General features: G+C 34.5%; 14 protein-coding genes. 6 read left to right on the forward strand and 8 right to left on the reverse strand.

Annotated elements, in window-relative coordinates; genetic code table 11:
* Positions 1-65: 65 nt before the first annotated feature.
* The gene (locus tag GJV77_RS06060; protein WP_155035487.1) at positions 66-2432 is read left to right on the forward strand and encodes a hypothetical protein; all 2367 of its coding nucleotides are present in this window, start codon (positions 66-68) and stop codon (positions 2430-2432) included.
* Positions 2433-2477: 45 nt separating this feature from the next.
* On the opposite strand, the gene GJV77_RS06065 is transcribed toward GJV77_RS06060, so the two are convergent.
* On the reverse strand, positions 2478-3629 hold the full coding sequence (locus GJV77_RS06065) for a Pycsar system effector family protein (RefSeq protein ID WP_155035488.1): 1152 nt from the start codon (positions 3627-3629) through the stop codon (positions 2478-2480).
* A 26-nt stretch (positions 3630-3655) separates the two neighbouring features.
* Here GJV77_RS06065 and GJV77_RS06070 point away from each other — a divergent pair, with 26 nt between their 5' ends.
* Positions 3656-7372, forward strand: a complete 3717-nt coding sequence (locus tag GJV77_RS06070; protein WP_155035489.1) for a BamA/TamA family outer membrane protein — start codon at positions 3656-3658, stop codon at positions 7370-7372.
* Here GJV77_RS06070 and GJV77_RS06075 read toward each other — a convergent pair.
* Positions 7355-8236 (reverse strand): esterase-like activity of phytase family protein, encoded by an 882-nt coding sequence (locus GJV77_RS06075; protein WP_155035490.1) that lies wholly within the window; start codon positions 8234-8236, stop codon positions 7355-7357. The genes GJV77_RS06070 and GJV77_RS06075 overlap by 18 nt on opposite strands.
* Positions 8237-8525: 289 nt before the next feature.
* Here GJV77_RS06075 and lepA point away from each other — a divergent pair, with 289 nt between their 5' ends.
* Positions 8526-10322: a translation elongation factor 4 gene (gene lepA, locus GJV77_RS06080; RefSeq protein WP_155035491.1), complete on the forward strand. Its 1797-nt coding sequence runs from the start codon at positions 8526-8528 to the stop codon at positions 10320-10322.
* Positions 10323-10654: 332 nt separating this feature from the next.
* Here the strand turns inward: lepA and trxA are convergent, their stop codons facing one another.
* The 6 genes from trxA to GJV77_RS06110 form a co-directional block, all read right to left on the reverse strand.
* On the reverse strand, positions 10655-10972 hold the full coding sequence (gene trxA, locus GJV77_RS06085; RefSeq protein WP_155035492.1) for a thioredoxin: 318 nt from the start codon (positions 10970-10972) through the stop codon (positions 10655-10657).
* Positions 10973-10976: 4 nt separating this feature from the next.
* Positions 10977-12407, reverse strand: a complete 1431-nt coding sequence (locus GJV77_RS06090) for an MBL fold metallo-hydrolase (protein WP_155035493.1) — start codon at positions 12405-12407, stop codon at positions 10977-10979.
* A 76-nt stretch (positions 12408-12483) separates the two neighbouring features.
* Positions 12484-13275 carry a sulfite exporter TauE/SafE family protein gene (locus tag GJV77_RS06095; RefSeq protein ID WP_155035494.1) on the reverse strand — a complete coding sequence of 264 codons (792 nt, stop codon included), beginning with the start codon at positions 13273-13275 and terminating at the stop codon, positions 12484-12486.
* A gap of 9 nt (positions 13276-13284) precedes the next feature.
* On the reverse strand, positions 13285-13917 hold the full coding sequence (locus GJV77_RS06100; protein ID WP_155035495.1) for a Crp/Fnr family transcriptional regulator: 633 nt from the start codon (positions 13915-13917) through the stop codon (positions 13285-13287).
* An 86-nt stretch (positions 13918-14003) separates the two neighbouring features.
* Entirely contained in the window at positions 14004-14417 is a 414-nt protein-coding gene (locus tag GJV77_RS06105) for a YeeE/YedE family protein (RefSeq protein WP_155035496.1), read from the reverse strand.
* An 11-nt stretch (positions 14418-14428) separates the two neighbouring features.
* Positions 14429-14989 (reverse strand): YeeE/YedE family protein, encoded by a 561-nt coding sequence (locus GJV77_RS06110; protein WP_155035497.1) that lies wholly within the window; start codon positions 14987-14989, stop codon positions 14429-14431.
* Between the two features lie 177 nt (positions 14990-15166).
* Here GJV77_RS06110 and GJV77_RS06115 point away from each other — a divergent pair, with 177 nt between their 5' ends.
* From GJV77_RS06115 to mscL, 3 genes are all read left to right on the forward strand, one after another.
* Entirely contained in the window at positions 15167-15526 is a 360-nt protein-coding gene (locus tag GJV77_RS06115; protein ID WP_155035498.1) for a DsrE family protein, read from the forward strand.
* 79 nt (positions 15527-15605) lie between these two features.
* The gene (locus GJV77_RS06120; RefSeq protein ID WP_155035499.1) at positions 15606-18044 is read left to right on the forward strand and encodes a bifunctional UDP-N-acetylmuramoyl-tripeptide:D-alanyl-D-alanine ligase/alanine racemase; all 2439 of its coding nucleotides are present in this window, start codon (positions 15606-15608) and stop codon (positions 18042-18044) included.
* Positions 18045-18101: 57 nt separating this feature from the next.
* Positions 18102-18548: a large conductance mechanosensitive channel protein MscL gene (mscL, locus tag GJV77_RS06125; RefSeq protein ID WP_155035500.1), complete on the forward strand. Its 447-nt coding sequence runs from the start codon at positions 18102-18104 to the stop codon at positions 18546-18548.
* Positions 18549-19021 lie beyond the last annotated feature (473 nt).

Raw genomic sequence — 19021 nt, forward strand, 5'->3', positions numbered from 1 at the left:
AGCTAACACTAAAGTCAGTCGTATTTTTTGTACCTTTAAACCTCACTTTATATTCTGCATATACTATGAAATTGATAGCTTATGAAAAGACTCCATTTCAAGTTCATTTTTCATTTCATCGCTTGATTAATGAAATTGAAATGTTTGTAAAAGACAACTCACATAGCGCTGCTAAGCGTGTTTATTATGAGGATTTGATGGAAAGGACACGTCAAGTACCTGAACTAAGTGTTTTTGTCAATGAAGCTATTATTGCAGAAAATCGTGATTTAATAAATGAATTATTTGAAGTCTTGTTTCCTAAAGGTCTTCAAGATAATGAGATTAAGGCTATCTCTATGCCCTTTCAAAGTTTGATGTTTAATCATACGCGACGTTTTCGTAAAATTATTGATGAGAGTGGTGGAAATTATGATATGGAGATTCGAAATTTTAGTGCTCATCAGTACTATATTTCGTGTTGTTGTATCATTATGAATAGTTATTTTGACTGCGATTTTGATACATCATATCCTTTGTTTGTGGATCTTCTGGATAGCAAAGGTATTATTCATCATTATCGAGTATTATATAATGCAGATTTTGTGGAAGTATTTCCTACAGAAAATGCTTTGATGCTTACTCGTGAAGATATTGAATTGTTACAAGATAACTATGATGATCTGGATTTGTGGATTAAATACTTTCCACAGGAAAGTTGGATATTACGAGGATTTGGTATTGTCAGTTTGGTAGATGTCACTGTAGAAAATGCGCTGTCATTGTTGAAAGAGAATTTCTTGAAGACAGAATTGCAACGCGAACCTATAGGTAGTACATTAGATCAATTGTTTAGTTCTATATTTAAAGTTCCAAATCTTAAAGTTGGTTTTACTCCCTTGGAATTTGATAGATTAATTCAAATCGAGACGCGTGATATAATGGCACTTAATAGCTATTTAATTGATGATGATTCTCGTGAAATGGTGATGTCTGCTCAGGCTTATGAAAAAGTTGTTAGGCAAGAGGAATACTATGCTATATCAGATGTGGATAAAGAGTGTTTGTTGCCAGAAGAAGCTCGTATGTGTAAACATTTACAACGACGAGGGATAAAGAGTTGCTTGTTTAGCCCTTTGGTTATTTCTAGTGGTATTGAGGGGATATTGGAAATTGTCTCTGATGATACTCGAGCTATACACAGTGTTAATTCGCGAAAGCTCAATGCGCTTTTGCCAATCATTTCTGAAACGTTTGAACGAGTAAAGACAGATCTACTCAATCATGTAGAGGCAATCATACAGCGCGAGTTTACGACCATTCACCCCAGTGTGTATTGGAAGTTTCTAGAAGAAGCCAAACGTAATTATGTGGAAAGTGTGATAGAAAAAGACTATTATATCAATCCAATCTCTTTCCCTGATGTTTTTCCACTATATGGAGAAATTGATATAAAGGGGTCTAGCCAATTGCGCAATGTGGCGATTATTAAAGATTTAGTGGAGCAATTAGAATTGCTAATGAAGATATTAGCTAGTGCGAAATTGGGACTAGGAACTTTGATTCTCGAAAAGCATAGCTTTCGTTTAACGGCTTATTTAAGAGAACTACAGACGAGTTTTTATTCTGGATTGGAGCGAAAAATAGAGCATTATATAAAAGAAGAGATTCATCCGTTTCTCAAAAAAGAAGAAGAACTGTTTACTGTAGATTTACTGAAACAATATTTAAGTCATATCGATGTGCAATTTGACATTTATTATAAATATCGGAAGATTTTTGATGTACAAGTAGGGCGTATGAATAAGTGTTTTTCCGATGTTTTAGATATGCGTCAAAAGGTAGTACAGCAGGTTTTTCCTCATTATTATGAGCGTTTTAAGACAGATGGAGTAGAACATAATATCTATATTGGGGAGTCTATTTGTCCGCAGTATAGTTTTGATCCAACGTATTTGCAAAATCTTCGATTGTGGCAGTTACAAGTGATGAGTGAGTTAATGTGTACGCATTACCGCAATAATGTTCAAGAGGCAATACCAATGGATGTAACGGTATTAGTGTTTGTATATGATACATCTTTGGGAATTCAGTTTCGCATGGATGAAAAAAGGTTTGATATTGATGGATCATATAACACTCGTTATGAAATCATCAAGAAGCGTTTGGACAAGGCACATGTAAAAGATACTGATGAACGCATTGTACAGCCAAAGAAAATCACTATCGTATTTGTGTCTACAAATGATTTAGAAGAGTATAAGACCTATCTTTGTTTCGGGCAAAAGCAAGGTTTGTTTACTGCAGAAATAGATCAATTCGAAGTAGAAGACCTACAGGGAGTTTCTGGGCTAACAGCGCTCAGAATAGGGGTGAATTTAGAGTTTAATATTGATTCGTTTGATTACGATAATTTAATGCACAATTTTTTACGCGATCATTATTTAGAGTAATCATTTGATAGCATAAGCATATATAGATTGCATTTAGAGCTGTACTTATACAGCTCTAAATGCATAGACAAATGCAATAACAGAAGCTAATATACCAATAGTAAATACGGTATATGTGATATTTAGCAATTTGTATTTTTTGTTTAAGACTACGCCTAGGCTATATAGATCTTTGGTTAGAGCATGATATAGGTAATCGTTGTCTTTCATGATTGTCATCAATGTATCTTCGTATTCTTGATAGGGCATTTGGTGAAAGGTACCAAAAAACAAAAGGTTAACTTGTCTTTTCGTTACCTGTTCTTTTGTAAACTTACCAGAGGTTATTTTAGGGCGAGTGGATAAAATAGCAAATATCACTGTAGCTACACTAAACATTAATAAAATAAAGGTAGGGTAGATTAGATGTGCATTGCTTGGGCTGTCAAGTTTAGGAATTAGTGTCGATAAACAAATAGAAATAATAATGGCATTAACAGATAATAGAATATTGGCTTTGCGGTCAGCAATGGCACTAAGTTGTGTGTGATTGCGAAGTGTAGTTCTAAACAGCGTGTCAATTGTTCGGTTTGTTTCTGCTTTTTGTTTTTTCTGTCCTTTCTTTTTTAACTTATCAATAATCTTAAGGATTTCTTGCAAGTTTTTTTGTTTTTGAGGTTGCCAGTTTTGTTGGGCATAGGATGTATAGTAACGATGTTTATAGAGCATTACATCTCTATTCTGCTCGTTCCACTCTAATTCAGTAAATACTTTTCCGCAGCATAGTTCAATTTCATTTTTAAGCAAATGGCTAGTATCGATGTAATTGTCATCAGCGAAGTGAGCAAAGTCAGCATCTTTGATGATACATTCTAAATCTGTTTTAGGGTTGTAGTCAAGTTTTGTAGCTCGAATCAGCTCCATGACAAGTGTTATGTCATTTTCATTAACACCTTGTTCTAGTAAATAGGTTCTAGCGATTTGTGCACTGCGCTCTTCATGACCTTCCCAACTATTTGTGTATCCTACATCGTGAAACCAAGCAGCGTATCGAAGAAGTAAAGCCTCTTTTTCATCAATAATGTGGTGTTTCAGAATTTCTTCTAAACCATTTACTACACGTAAGGTATGGTTGAAATTGTGATATGTATATCGCGATGATAGTGTATCTTTGTGTATCTGAAAGATGTGTTCTTCAACTTTTTGCAGAATTGTCATTGCTAAAACTTTATAATCTCTAAAATATGAAAAATATTACACTCAAATTACTAAACGCTGTAAAATATTCTTTAGTATTTATTATCTGTAGTATTTTATTGTTGAGTAGCTGTGCTACGTATCGTGATCAAATAGGAGCGAACTATGAAGATATGAATAAACAGACTTATGATAAGTCTGAGATTTCACATACGTATTATGTAATGGGAAATGCAAGTGGAAAGGAATTTAGTGTGTTTAAATCCTTTTTCTCAGAAAGTGAAAGGGCAGATAAGAATCAGACCATCGTCTTCTTAGGAAATAGTATTAGTAGAGGTTTTCCATCTCAGAAGAAGAAAAGTTATCAGAAGACAATAGATGAATTAGATGGTCAAATAGCCTTGGCAAAGCAATACAATGGTCAAGTAGTCTTTGTCAATGGGGTCAACGAATGGAAGAAAGGTTATGAAGGAATTAAGCGTCTGAGTTATTACTTGGAGGTAGAATTACAAACTAAAAAAGCGCTTTTACCGCGAAAAGTTTGTGGGTTTGAACGATATAAAATAAATGAAGAGACTGTTTTGTTAGTGGTTGATAGTCAGTGGTATTTAGAGAATTGGGACGACCAGGCTAATATTAATGAAGATTGTAGTATCAAAACGAGAGCCGATTTTTTCGATGAGTTGAGAGGAGAGATTAATAAACAGCAAAACAAGGTTGTATTGTTGGCGATGCATCATCCTGTTTATTCTAATGGGAATTACGGAGGAAAGTTCTCTTTTAAGGATCATATTTTTCCGTTTGAATATCAGGTCCCTCTACCGATAATTGGCTCAGGGGTTAATTATATCCGTTCGATGTCAGGGATATCTAATCAAGATATTCAAAGCAAGAAGTACAATGATTTGAGTAAACATATTCGTACAATGGCTCAGATGTATGATAATGTGGTCTTGGTCTCAAGTCACGACAAGAATTTGCAGTATATAGAGAAAGACGGAATACGTCAAATTATTAGTGGGTCATTAGCTGAAATAAATCAATCTGCACGAGCGATTAACTCAAGTGACTTTAGTTCTACCAAAGAGGGGTATGCTCAGATTGATGTATTAAAAAACAAGGAAACTTGGGTTTCTTTTTGGACTATTATTGGAGGAAAAAAGCGATTAGTATTTAAGCATAAAGTTTTTTCTATAATGGATAGTCAGCAAACTGATTTTGATGAGATGAATACAGCTGAGGTTTCTGAAAGTGTCTATCCAAAGGAATGGACAAAGAAAACAAAGAGTTATCAGTTTTTTTGGGGTAAGCACTATAGAACAATTTACGGTACAGATGTTACGGTGCCAGTTGGAGATTTAACAACAATACATGGAGGGCTAACTCCTACTATTTCAGGAGGAGGGAATCAGTCCATGTCCTTGCGTTTACTGGATAACGAAGGAAAAGAATATGTGATGCGTGGTATTCGAAAAAGCGTTTCTAGATTAGTGCAAACAGCAGTGTTTAAAGATCAGTATGTAATGAATTCTTTCGATAATACCTGGGCGGAACGCTTTGTATACGATTTCTATACTACTTCACACCCTTATACAGCTTTTATCTTAGGAGATTTATCAGATAAGATTAATTTATATCACACAAACCCAAGACTTTATTATATACCAAAGCAAAAGGCACTTGGGCGTTTTAATGAGAAGTATGGTGATGAGTTATACATGATAGAAGAGCGATTGACTGATGGTTTTGAAGAAGAGGAAAGCTTTGGGAATTCAGAAAGAATCATAAGTACAAGAGATGTAATTTCTAAATTGCGCAAAGATGAAAAGTACGAGGTTGATCAAACACTGTTTTTAAGAGCCCGTATCTTTGATATGTTAATTGGCGATTGGGATAGACACGGAGATCAGTGGAGATGGTCAGAATTTAAGGAAGGAGATAAAGTAGTGTATAGACCAATTCCTAGAGATAGGGATCAGGCATTTGCAAAAATTGATGGAGCATTGTTAAGTCTGGTTAAAAAATTACCACCCTTGCGCCATATGCAGAATTACGAAAAGAGTTTTGCTACCCCGAGATGGATAAATAAGACAGCATTTCCTTTAGATCAATACCTACTTCGTTCAACGAGTTTAGAAGATTGGATAAGAGAGGCGCAGGATATTATTAACAGTCTAGATGATGAGACCATTACAAATGCTTTTAATCAATTGCCAGAAGAATTGGATCCTAAAGACTCAGATCAAATAGTAGATATATTAAAGTGGAGAAGAGATAACATTGTAGCATATCTGCCCAAGTACTATGATAAGTTACGTCAATATGTAGTATTAGCTGGAACGGATAAGAAAGATCGATTTGATATTGAACGTTTAGTAGGAGGAGATGTTTATGTGAAGCAGTTTAGAACAAAGAAAAGTGGAGAAGAACTATTTTTCGAAAAGATCTATAATTCAAAACAAACAAAGGAAATATGGGTATATGGTTTGAATGATGAAGATACTTTTAGGATACACGGGAATGAAGTAGCTAAGATTAAACTTCGTTTGATAGGTGGGAAAAATAAGGATACCTTTACAGTAGAGAATAAAAGTAAAGTAATTGTTTACGATTATGCAGATAAGAAAAATGAAATAGTAGGTGATAATCAAGGTGTTCGTACCTATATGAGCAATCGTTATGATTTGAATAATTTTAATTATGAGTCATTGCCATTACGTACGAATATTTTATTACCAAATTTAGGATACAATCCAGAAGATGGCTTGAAATTGGGATTTTTGTTTAGTTCTGTTCAGTCTAAGTTTATTCAAGATCCTTATACATCAAAACACGTATTGAAAGGTTTATATTCTTTTAATACAAAAGGAATGGAAGCGGAATACCAAGGAAGCTTTCCTAATGCTACGGATAATTGGATGTTTACGTTAAATGCACGAGTGACAAGTCCTAATTTTGCGGTGAATTACTATGGCATAGGGAATGAAACACACTTTTTTGATGAAGAAAAAGGAGATGAGTACAAACGAGTAAGAATAGAGAGTTATTCTGTAAAGCCAGGATATCGATATGAAGGTAAGCAAGGGGGGAATTTTGAAGCTGGTTTAGAATACAAAGCCTTAAAGGTACAGCACCATGCCGATCGTTTTATCACTAGCAGTCCGGAAGTAGTTAATCAGCAAGTCTTCGACATTCAACAATATGCTACAGTAGGGGCAATGTATAGTTATGAACAATACAATTATAAAGCAGTTCCAACAGTTGGTTTTGGCTTTCAGACAAAGACAGGATGGAGAGTCAATTTACAAGAGACCAGTCAGAATTTCGCCTATTTAGATATGCAGATGAATTTTGTTCATTACCTAGAACGAAGTGAACGATTAATATTGGCTAGTAAATTAAATTATCAGACACGATTTAACGATAAATACGACTTCTACCACGCTTCTACAGTTGGAGGGAATGGGAATTTAAGAGGCTTTAGGCCAGAGCGCTTTACAGGTAAGACATCTTTTGTTCAAACAACAGATATACGTTATAACATGGCACAATTTACAGCAGGTTTCTTGCCATTGACATTTGGTGTGTATGGTGGTTTTGATTATGGAAGAGTATGGACTCCATTAGAGCATTCAGATAAGTGGCATAATGCTTATGGTGGAGGTTTTTGGTTTACGGCAGTAGATCAAGCAACCCTCCATTGCTCTTATTTTTCGAGTGCAGATGGAGGTCGCTTTGTTTTTGGATTAGGGTTTGGGTTTTAAGTCTCCCAAATCTACTTTATATATTTTACCACCTTTTTTATCTTTTACCTCATCGGCAAGATATAGTGTGTTGTTGTCTTTAAAAGTGATTGATTCTTTCTGAGAGACGTGATGTAATTTTCGCTCAGTAATTTTACCATCCATAATAGCATTAGGGTTAAAGCCATCAACGATCCATATTTTTGAATGAGATAGAAGAACAAAAGTATTTTCATCTGGACTAATGGCTGCACCTGTAATTGCACATTGCTTGTAGATATTACATCCTTTAAATGTCTGAACATGTTCTGCTTTGTGGTGTCCTGGGATATTAGGTACTTTATAAACTAATGATGTACCATCAAAAGCCTTGCTTCTATTCTTAGTGAAGATATAGAAATCATCATTGTAGAAAAAGAATGCCTCCGCATCATAAAGCAGTTCTGTATCTTTTGGAGGGAAAGCTGTTTGCTCAGGATATTCAAAGGTAATAATAGCAGCTGGTGTTGCTTTTTGATTTGTTAAGTCTTCTTTGTTTATTTTAAGGATTCGCAAATCTTTACGTTGGTTCTTGTTGTTTCCGAAATCACCAATATATAAGTTTCCTATTCGGTCGGCTGTTAACTCTTCCCAATCGATGTTTTTCTCTTTAGTAATTTTTAAAGTGTGTACAATATTTCCTAAAGTATCTAACTGATAAAGCTCGTTCTTGTTACCACTATCTTGTAATGTCCAGAATGTGCTATTTGACGGATTATAATGTAGTCCAGAAACCTCTTTTAGTTGGTTAGGTAGAGTGAGGTAATCATTGGTAATTTCTTTTTTATTACCACAACTAGTCAAAGTAACTAGGCTTAGTAAAAGTAAATTGGAAAGTGCTTTCATAACAAAATTTGTTTATAGGTATAAAATTACTAAAGAGATAAAGATTAATAAAATAGGAGCAATGAAAATATTGAAATATTCTTAAAAAAGTAGTTTAAGATTTACTTTGCATAACTGAAAAAAAATATATATAATTCAAACTTTAAAGTATATTTGCAAAATATAGGCGTATTGTGTTTTCTGTTTAAATAGGAAGTAGCCTTAAAATGATGGTTATATGATTATTGAAAGTGGTTTCAATACTTCTAATGGGCATATAATCAATAATTAAACTTTGATATTACGAAGAATGAAGAACATTAGAAACTTTTGTATTATTGCTCATATTGACCATGGTAAGAGTACGTTAGCAGATAGATTATTAGATGCTACACAAACGGTAACAGCTAGAGAGCAACAAAATCAGTTGTTGGATAATATGGATCTGGAGCGTGAAAGAGGTATTACGATTAAATCTCACGCTATTCAGATGGATTATATCCACAATGGAGAGAAGTATGTATTAAACTTAATTGATACTCCAGGACACGTAGACTTTTCTTATGAAGTTTCTAGGTCTATTGCAGCGTGTGAAGGAGCTCTTTTAATTGTTGATGCAGCACAAAGTATTCAAGCACAGACCATATCTAACCTATACTTAGCTTTAGAAAATGATTTGACAATTATTCCTGTTCTTAATAAAGTTGATTTGCCAAGTGCTAATCCAGAAGAAGTAAGTGACGATATTGTTGATCTATTAGGCTGTGATTACGAAGAGATTATTCCAGCTTCTGGTAAAACAGGACTTGGAGTAGATAAAATATTGGAAGCTATTATCAATAGAATTCCTGCGCCGAAAGGAAATGTTGAGGAGCCACTACAGGCATTGATATTTGACTCAGTGTATAATCCGTTTAGAGGTATTGAAGTAATTTTCCGTGTTATCAATGGTAAAATCACTAAAGGACAGAAAATTAAGTTCATGGCTACAGGCAAGGAATATTTTGCTGATGAGATTGGAACATTAAAACTTAACCAAGTACCAAAACAAGAAATATCAAGTGGAGATGTTGGTTATTTGATTTCAGGTATTAAGGAAGCAAGAGAGGTTAAAGTAGGAGATACTTTAACAGATGCTAAAGTACCTACTCAGAATATGATTGAAGGATTCGAGAATGTTAAGCCAATGGTATTCGCGGGAATTTATCCAGTAGATACAGAAGATTATGAGGAGCTTAGAAACTCTATGGAGAAACTACAGTTGAATGATGCATCTTTAGTATTTGCTGCTGAGAGTTCTGCTGCATTAGGATTTGGATTCCGTTGTGGATTCTTGGGAATGCTTCACATGGAGATTATTCAAGAGCGTCTAGAACGTGAGTTTAATATGACAGTAATTACTACGGTACCTAACGTTTCATACTTAGCTTATACTAAAAAGGAGCCAGACACAGCAATTGTTGTAAATAATCCATCAGATCTACCAGAGCCTTCTAAATTAGAAAGAGTTGAAGAACCATATATTAAGGCAACAATTATTACAAAAGCTGACTTCGTTGGTCAAGTAATGAGCCTATGTATTGACAAACGTGGTATTATTACTAATCAGACCTACTTGACGGAAGATCGTGTAGAATTGATGTTTGATATGCCACTAGCAGAGATTGTATTTGATTTTTACGATCGTTTGAAAACAGTGTCAAAAGGATATGCCTCTTTCGATTATTCTCCAATAGGAATGCGTTCTTCTAATTTGGTTAAAGTAGACGTAATGTTGAACGCGAATGTAGTTGATGCTTTATCTGCTCTTATGCATGCTGATAATGCTTATTCAATTGGAAAGAAGATGTGTGAGAAACTAAAAGAATTAATACCACGTCAACAGTTTGATATTCCAATTCAGGCGGCTATTGGTGTAAAAGTTATTGCACGTGAGACAGTGAAAGCTTTGCGTAAAGACGTTACAGCTAAATGTTATGGAGGGGATATTTCACGTAAACGTAAATTACTTGAAAAACAAAAAGCGGGTAAGAAGCGTATGCGTCAAGTAGGTAACGTAGAGATTCCACAAGAGGCATTTATGGCTGTATTAAAATTGAATGATTAAGGTATAAGAAGCCTAAAATAAATAAAAAGAGACAATTATTTTTTATGTAATTGTCTCTTTTTTTGCTTTAGAGTTACCCCTTTTATTTAAATATGCATAAAAATATTTTGTATCAGAAATATGATGGTGATTTTGGTTATACTTGTAAAGACAATTAGCAGGTGCCAAAAGGGACTAATATTATATCTCGGTTTACTTGTCGAAAGATGCTAAAAGTTCGTTGTATTTAGCTGGAAAAAGAGACTATGAATTTAGTAGTTTATCACTAGATATAGTTTATTTATAACTAGAAAAGGGGCTTGTTTATTGAAAAACAAGCCCCTTTTGTTATTTTAGTAATTGTCTTTGTATTGATTAATGTAGCCCATCAGTGTATGTGTATCCATATAACCTGATTGGCGCCATAACAATTTACCCTTTCTAAATAGCATAGTAGCAGGAACACCTCTTAGTTGGTATTGCGTGCTGTATTGAGCTACTATTGATTGGTTTTTATCGACGTCTATTTTGACGATTTTTATTTGATCTCCTAGTGTTCTCTTAACCTCCTCTAAAACAGGGGCAAACATTTTACATGGGCCACACCAAGTTGCAAAGAAGTTAACAAGAACTAATTGATCACTTTCGATTAGTTCTTGAAAATTATTCATTTGATTATTGTTTAGTTGTTGAACATGTCGATGAACAGCTTCCTCCTTCTTCTAGGGTTATTCCTGTGTTTTTAATTGCTCCGAAACCTCCGATAACATCTATCATATTGTGGTATCCTCTTGCTTTTAGGATTGAAGAAGCGATTAATGAGCGATATCCTCCTGCACAGTGAATATAGAATTTCCCTGTAGTTGGAAAATCTGTTATATTCTCATTGATATAATCTAAGGGAGAATTTGTCAAATTGTTATATTCAATATGAGCGGCGTTGTATTCTCCTTTTTTGCGTACATCAAGTACTGGAATAGGATCATTCGCTAATTTTTCTTTGAACTCCTCTGCTGTTATTTGTTGAACGGTATCGTATTCATTTCCGTCTTTTTTCCAAGCTTCAAACCCTCCTTCAAGATATCCTAATGTATTGTCATATCCAACACGTGATAGGCGAATGATTGCTTCTTCTTCACGTCCTTCAGGTGTAATTAATAGAATTGGCTGTTTGATATCTGTAATTAAAGCACCAACCCATGGAGCAAACTGTCCGTCTAATCCGATAAATATAGCTCCTGGTATATGTCCTGAAGCAAATTCACTCGCTGGACGAACGTCCAATAAGATAGCGCCTGATTCATCGGCAAATGCTTGAAAATCTTTTGCTGAAAGCGCCTTATTATTATTGATGATTGTTTCTACATTTTCGTATCCTTCTTTGTTTAATTTTACGTTTAACGGGAAATATGCAGGAGGAGGTAGTAAACCATCTGTTACTTCTTTTACGAATTCAGCTTCTGTCATATCTGCACGTAACGCATAGTTTGTTTGTTTTTGCTCTCCTAACGTACCGATAGTTTCTTTACTTAAGTTTTTACCACATGCAGACCCTGCTCCGTGAGCTGGATATACAATAACGTCATCTGCTAAAGGCATAATTTTAGTGCGTAAGCTTTGATATAACGTCGCTGCTAATTGCTCTTGTGTAAGATTAGCCGCTTTTTGTGCTAAATCTGGACGTCCTACATCTCCTAAGAATAAAGTGTCTCCACTGAATATCGCATGATCTTTGCCATTTTCATCTTTTAATAAGTAAGTCGTACTTTCCATTGTGTGACCAGGTGTGTGTAGCACAGTGATTGTAATATTACCTAGTTTGAAAACTTCACCATCTTTTGCAATATGAGCTTTATAAGAAGGGTTTGCATTTGGTCCGTAAATGATTGGTGCATTTGCTTTCTCAGCTAGAGTTACGTGACCACTTACGAAGTCAGCGTGAAAGTGTGTTTCAAAAATGTATTTAATTGTTGCATTGTCTTTAGCTGCCTTGTCTAAATAAGGTTGTACTTCTCTTAGTGGATCTACAATTGCTACCTCTCCATTGCTTTCTATATAATAAGCTCCTTGAGCTAAACATCCTGTATAAATTTGTTCTATTTTCATATGAGTATTTATTTTTTTATTTGATATTGTAAAGGTATAAAGTTGTATTATAATTTACAGTAACCTAAGTTACAGTTTACAAAAAGACTTCTTTAATTAATATATAAATTGCCATAATCAATACAAAATAACCAAAGCCTTTTTTTAGATTTTTATCAGGAATAAAGCGTGTGAGGTATATTCCGATAAATATTCCGATAACAGCGATTAAGCTAAATGTTAATAGCATAGCCCAATCCATTGTCGTATGTTGTAGGTCTCCTAAAAAACCTATTAGAGACTGTATTGCGATAATACACAATGAAGTACCTACGGCAGATCGCATAGGCATATTAGCAAATAGCACTAATGCTGGTATGATTAGGAACCCCCCACCAGCTCCTACAGTTCCTGCTAATAGTCCAATTAACACTCCTTGAATAACTAAAGCTGATAGACTTTGATTGTTGTCTGTTGTTTCCTTTTGCTGTCTTGGTCTTATCATCTTGGTTGCTGATGTAAACATTACTAAGGCAAATAAGATCATTAGTATAACGTTTTTATCCAGAGACAAGGAACTTATTATGATCGTATCAGGAACTAAAGGGAGTAAATAGGCTCTTGTAATATAGACACTAATTACAGATGGGATTCCAAATAGAGCAACTGCTCTTAAATCAACTTTTTTATCAATATAATTTTTTATTCCTCCGACAAGCGAACTCGTACCGACAATGAATAGTGAATATGCTGTCGCGAGAAATGGTTCTACTTTCATGATATATACTAGGATAGGTACAGTAAGGATTGATCCTCCACTACCTATAAGGCCTAGTGATATTCCTATAAGTAAGGCCAAGCCGTATCCTATTATTGATGTGAATTCCATAATTGTTTTTTAAGGTTTCAACAACTCAATGTATTTTCTGTTGAGTTGAATGATGCCCTCATTCTCTAAGGTTTTTAGTATTCTAGAAATAACAACTCTAGAGGTGTTGAGTTCATCGGCTAATTCTTGATGTGTATTATGGATGAAACGACTGTTGTATATCTTTGCTTTACTTCTTAGCAGGTTGCACAATCGTTCCTCCATATTCATAAAAGCTAAACTATCAATTGCAGTTAGCATTTCATTCATTCTATTGTTGTAGCTGTTTAGGACAAAGTTTCTCCAGCTTTTGTATTTGACTAACCATTCATCCATTTTACCTACTGGTACCATGACTACACTTCCGTCTCTTTCTGCGATTGAGCGGACTTGGCTCTTAGTTTCTCCTAAGCAACAAGTTAGTGTCATCGCACAGGTGTCTCCTTCCTCAATATAGTAGAGTACAATCTCTCCTTCTTTTTGATCTTCGCGAATGATTTTTATTGCTCCAGATAATAGTAGTGGAATTTTCTTGATGTACTCGCCAATCTCCATTAGCTTCTCTCCTTCTTTGAAGTCTTTTATTGTAGATACTTCGATGATTTCATCTAGAAGCTTTTCCTCAAAGATGAAGCGGTACTTGTCTTTAATAGCATTTTCCATACATGAATAAACAATGGGTTAGAAAGTCTCTAATATACTTTATGCAAATAATATACTCAAAGTATTTGAAACATTTCTTTTGTTTATTAATGTGGCAACCATTTTTTAATGACTCCATAGAACCACGTTCCTAATAATGCTCCTACAATTGCAATTAGTATTGGGTAGAAACCAGCTCCTGCCAAAGCAAACATTGGTCCAGGACATGCTCCTCCTAATGCCCAACCTAATCCAAAAAATATTCCTCCAATTAAGTATCGTGGTACACTCTTTTCTTTTGGGGTAAAATCAATAGGGTTTCCTGAGAAATCTTTGACCTTATTTTTCTTAATTAAGTAGGTAACTAGTACAGCAATTGTAAGTGCTGTTCCCATAATACCATACATGTGGAAACTGTCAAATTGAAACATTTCATATATTCTAAACCACGATGCTGCCCCTGATTTGAACATTCCTATACCGAACAGCATTCCAACGAATAAGTAGGCTAATTTTTTCATCTGTGTAATTTTTAAAATATTAATGGAAATAATACGTGTACCATAATTAATCCTCCAATGAAGAATCCTATTACGGCGATTAATGAAGGTAGTTGAAGGTTACTCAATCCACTGATTGCGTGTCCAGAAGTACATCCTCCTGCATATCTAGATCCAAAACCAACAAAGAATCCTGCTAATAGTAATAAGCCAATAGTCTTTAATGAGCCAAATGCTTCTGAACCAAATAGCTCTGTTGGAATATATGCTTGACCTGCACTTTCTATACCTAATTCGTTGAGTTTTTGAACTGTGTTTTCTCCAAGTGGTACAGCTGCAGGTTCCACGCTTAAGAAATGGTAAGCGATAAACCCTCCAGCAATTGTTCCTACTAAGAATAGTAAATTCCAAGTTTGTGCTTTCCAGTTGAAACAAAAGAAATCACATGTCTTACCTGCTCCTAGCATCGAACACATCGTTCTTAGGTTTGATGAAAATCCAAAGGTCTTACCCATAAATAGCAGTAAAATTAAAGTCGCTGCTATGAATAAACCACCCACATACCATGGCCAAGGTTGTAATATCAAATCCATATTTATAAAAGTATATTGTTATTAATGATGCAAATGTCTTGATTAAATTTGACTCGAAATGTAACCTAGGATACAGTAATCAAAAAAAGTATTTAAAGTTTCATTAGGGCAATATACTCTGATTTTGTAGTTTTATGGAGTAATAACAAGATATCAAAAACACTAAAATGTAGTATTATGAAAGATGTAAATCACAAAGTAGTTTTTCAATTAAATACCGATAACATAATTGAACAAAACGCTTTAGTTACGTATACCAATAATGTAAAAAAGCATTGGGGAGATGATGTAGCGATCCACGTTGTTGTACACGGACCTGGAATTGGAATGGTTAGAAAGAGTAAGTCAATGATTGAAGACTCAATTAAAGCGTTAATGCAAAAGGGAGTGGTTTTTATTGCTTGTGAAAATACGATGAAAGCTCGCCAGATCGAAAAAGTGGATATATTCGAAGATGTGTTGTTTGCTCCTTCTGGTTTAGTCTATATAATTGAAAAACAAGAAGAAGGTTGGTCATATATTAAATGCAATCTTTAAATCAAATTATAATTAAAAAAAATGACTCTATATTCATAGAGTCATTTTACATTTGTTATTTATTTCAAACGTTTTAGTGATGATATTTAATACGGATATTTTTAGTCAATATATTGATTCCGAGATCGTAGGAGTGAATTTTCCTGCTGAGTTAACTATAAATAATGTATCTGTAGATAGTCGATCACTATTGAATGATGAACATACTTTGTTTTTTGCTTTGGTTGGAAAGAATCACAATGGACATCATTATATCGCCGAATTAGCTCAAAAAGGCGTTCGTTATTTTGTGGTGGATCAGCTACCAATCGTGCTACATAAAGAGGCAGTTTATTTTAAAGTAAGCGATACTTTACTAGCTTTTCAAAAAGCTGCTGCTTTTCATCGTGCTAGTTTTGATCTACCTGTTATTGGTATTACAGGTAGTCGAGGTAAAACCGTTGTCAAAGAGTGGCTAAACTTTTTGTTAGGACAGGACTATAAGGTAATTAAAAGCCCCAAAAGTTATAATTCTCAAACAGGTGTTCCTTTGTCTATTTTTGGGATTAAAGAGAGTCATAGTTTAGGTATTTTCGAAGTAGGAATATCTTTACGTGGGGAGATGCAGCGATTACAGCCTATCGTTCAGCCTTCTATTGGAATTTTGACTGCGATTACAGACGAGCACAATGAAGGTTTTATCAGCATAGAAGAGAAGATTCAAGAGAAATTAGTGTTGTTTTCTTCTGTTGATGTTTTGATAGCAGAAGAGGGGCCTATTATACGCAGCCTTACTTCGGATAAGCCTTTGATGACTTGGAGTTTGTATAATACTGATGCTACAGTATACGGGTCTTTGACGGGAGATGTCTTATCGATTGCTTACGCAGAGCAACCGTTATTCTCTGTTCAAATTCCTTTTACAGATGTGATTTCAGTTAAGAATATGATGAGTTGCATTAGTGTCATGCTATATATGCAGATGCCAATTGAAGCTATCGTGACGGGGATTAGTCAGTTGTATCCTGTAGAGCTTCGTTTGCAAGTGACCTCTGCGATTAATAACTGTACAGTAATTGACGACGCATATAGTGCTGATTTTCAATCGTTAGTTATTGCATTAGATTTTTTAGAAAAACACAAGATTAGTAAGAAAAAAACAATCATTTTATCAGACCTTTTTTTTAATGGAGATAATGAAGAAGAATATTATCTATCTGTACTTCAATTACTAAAGAGTAATAATGTGACACGTATATATGGGGTAGGAGAATGTATTAGTCGATTTTTAGCTGATTGTCCTGGGGTATTCTTATACGAGACGACAGATGAGTTTTTACAGAAAATCTCTCTTGACGAATTTGCAGAAGAAACTATTTTAGTCAAAGGTTCACGGGCTTTTCGATTTGATCGTATTGTTAGTTTTTTTGAGACAAAAACACACGAGACTGTTTTAGAAGTAAATTTAAATAGTATCCAATATAACCTTAATTTTTATCGATCAAAGTTGAAAGTGGGAACTAAAGTGATGGCTATGGTTAAAGCATTTGGCTACGGAAGTGGAAGTTTGGAAATAGCAAAATTGTTGTCACATGAAAACGTTTCTTATTTAGGTGTTGCATTTGCTGATGAAGGAATTGAGCTGCGAAAGTCTGGAGTAAAAGCAAATATTATTGTTATGAATCCTGAAATTAATGCATTTCCTGCAATGATAGCCTATGATTTAGAGCCAGAGATTTATTCTATTAGAGAACTTAAAGCTTTTTTAAAGGTTGCACGAGCGCGTACTTGTTATAAGTACCCAGTTCATATTAAATTGGAAACAGGTATGCATCGTCATGGCTTTACAACTGCTGAGTTAGATGAGTTAATTGCTATTTTGCGTTTTACGAATGTGGTAGAAGTGCAATCAATCTTTTCACACCTTTCATCTAGTGATATGCCTGAGTATAGAGAATTTACTTTAGATCAGATCGAATTGTTTACTAAAAATGTAAATTACCTTAGTGAGGCTTTGAATATAAATCCAATTCGCCATATTTTGAATACTTCGGGAATTTATAATTTTGCCTCTTTTCAAATGGATATGGTACGTATAGGTATTGGATTATATGGTGTTGGGAATGATCCTTTGGAAATGGAGCAGTTGCGCAATGTGACAACACTTAAGACCCGTATTATGCAGATTAAGGAAGTGGAAAATAATGAAAGTATAGGCTATGGTCGCAGGTATAGGGTAGAAGGTAGCCGAATAGTGGCTACTGTGCCGATAGGTTATGCAGATGGAATACCACGAGCTTGGGGTAATAATGGAGGATATGTACTAATAAATGGAAAAAAGGCACCAATTGTAGGGGCGATATGTATGGATATGTTGATGGTCGATGCGACGAATATCGGGTGTAAGGAAGGTGATGAGGTAATAATATTTGGAGAGCAACTTCCTGTAACTATCATTGCTGAGGCTATACAAACGATTCCGTATGAAATATTGACTAATATTTCACAAAGAGTTAAAAGAATTTTTTATCAAGACTAAAAATGTTATATTTTTGCGAACAAAGTGTTTCTTAATAAACGTAAAAAGAGAATATTTATGGGATTTTTAAAAGAGTTTAAAGAGTTCGCTGTTAAAGGGAACGTAATGGATTTAGCTGTAGGAGTAATCATTGGAGGAGCATTTGGTAAAATTGTTACTAGTGCTGTAAATGATGTAATCTTGCCTTTGGTATCTGGAATTATTGGAACGCCAGATTTTACCAATCTATATGTGGTATTAAAAGGAGCTGTAGAGCCAGGTAGCCCATTAAAGGAGGCTAAAGCAGTGGAAAATGCAGTAATCTTTGCTTATGGTAGCTTTATTACAGAAGTGGTAAGCTTTACTATTCTTGCTTTCGTTGTATTCTTAATGGTTAGAGGAATTAACAAACTACGCAAAAAAGAAGAAAAAGCACAAGAAGTAGCGGCACCTGCTGCACCAGCTGGACCGACACAAGAAGAATTATTGACTGAAATTAGAGATTTACTTAGTAAACAAAAGTAAGCAATATAGATTCATGCTTTCTTTTAATACTTAAAAGATCGAAATAATCAAATAAAAAAGTAGCCAATGCCCATTGGCTACTTTTTTATTTGATTATTTCATTGGCTGTAATGAATAGACTTAAATAGCAGAAATTAGACATATACCTTCGTTTACTATTATATCTATTTATAGTCCTCAAAAAAGTAGTTCTATGTTATTTCGTTAGGGAATTATTAACTTGGCTTTCTTCTCACTTCAAGCAGATATTCATAAATAATGCTATCTAATACTTTAGTTAGCATTCTATTTTTATATTGATCAGGTTGTTGCAATTGATTATATACTTATGGACAGTTTTTTTACATGCTTTCTTGACCAATGCTTGGAGAATACGTGCACTTTGCTTGCCAAGGAAGTACTCCTGGGCTCGTAAACTGCACGGATACTGTACATATAGCAGTAGCTTGGCAACAAATACTGTTATTTTGAAG

Source organism: Myroides pelagicus (assembly GCF_009711055.1).
Lineage (GTDB): Bacteria > Bacteroidota > Bacteroidia > Flavobacteriales > Flavobacteriaceae > Flavobacterium > Flavobacterium pelagicum.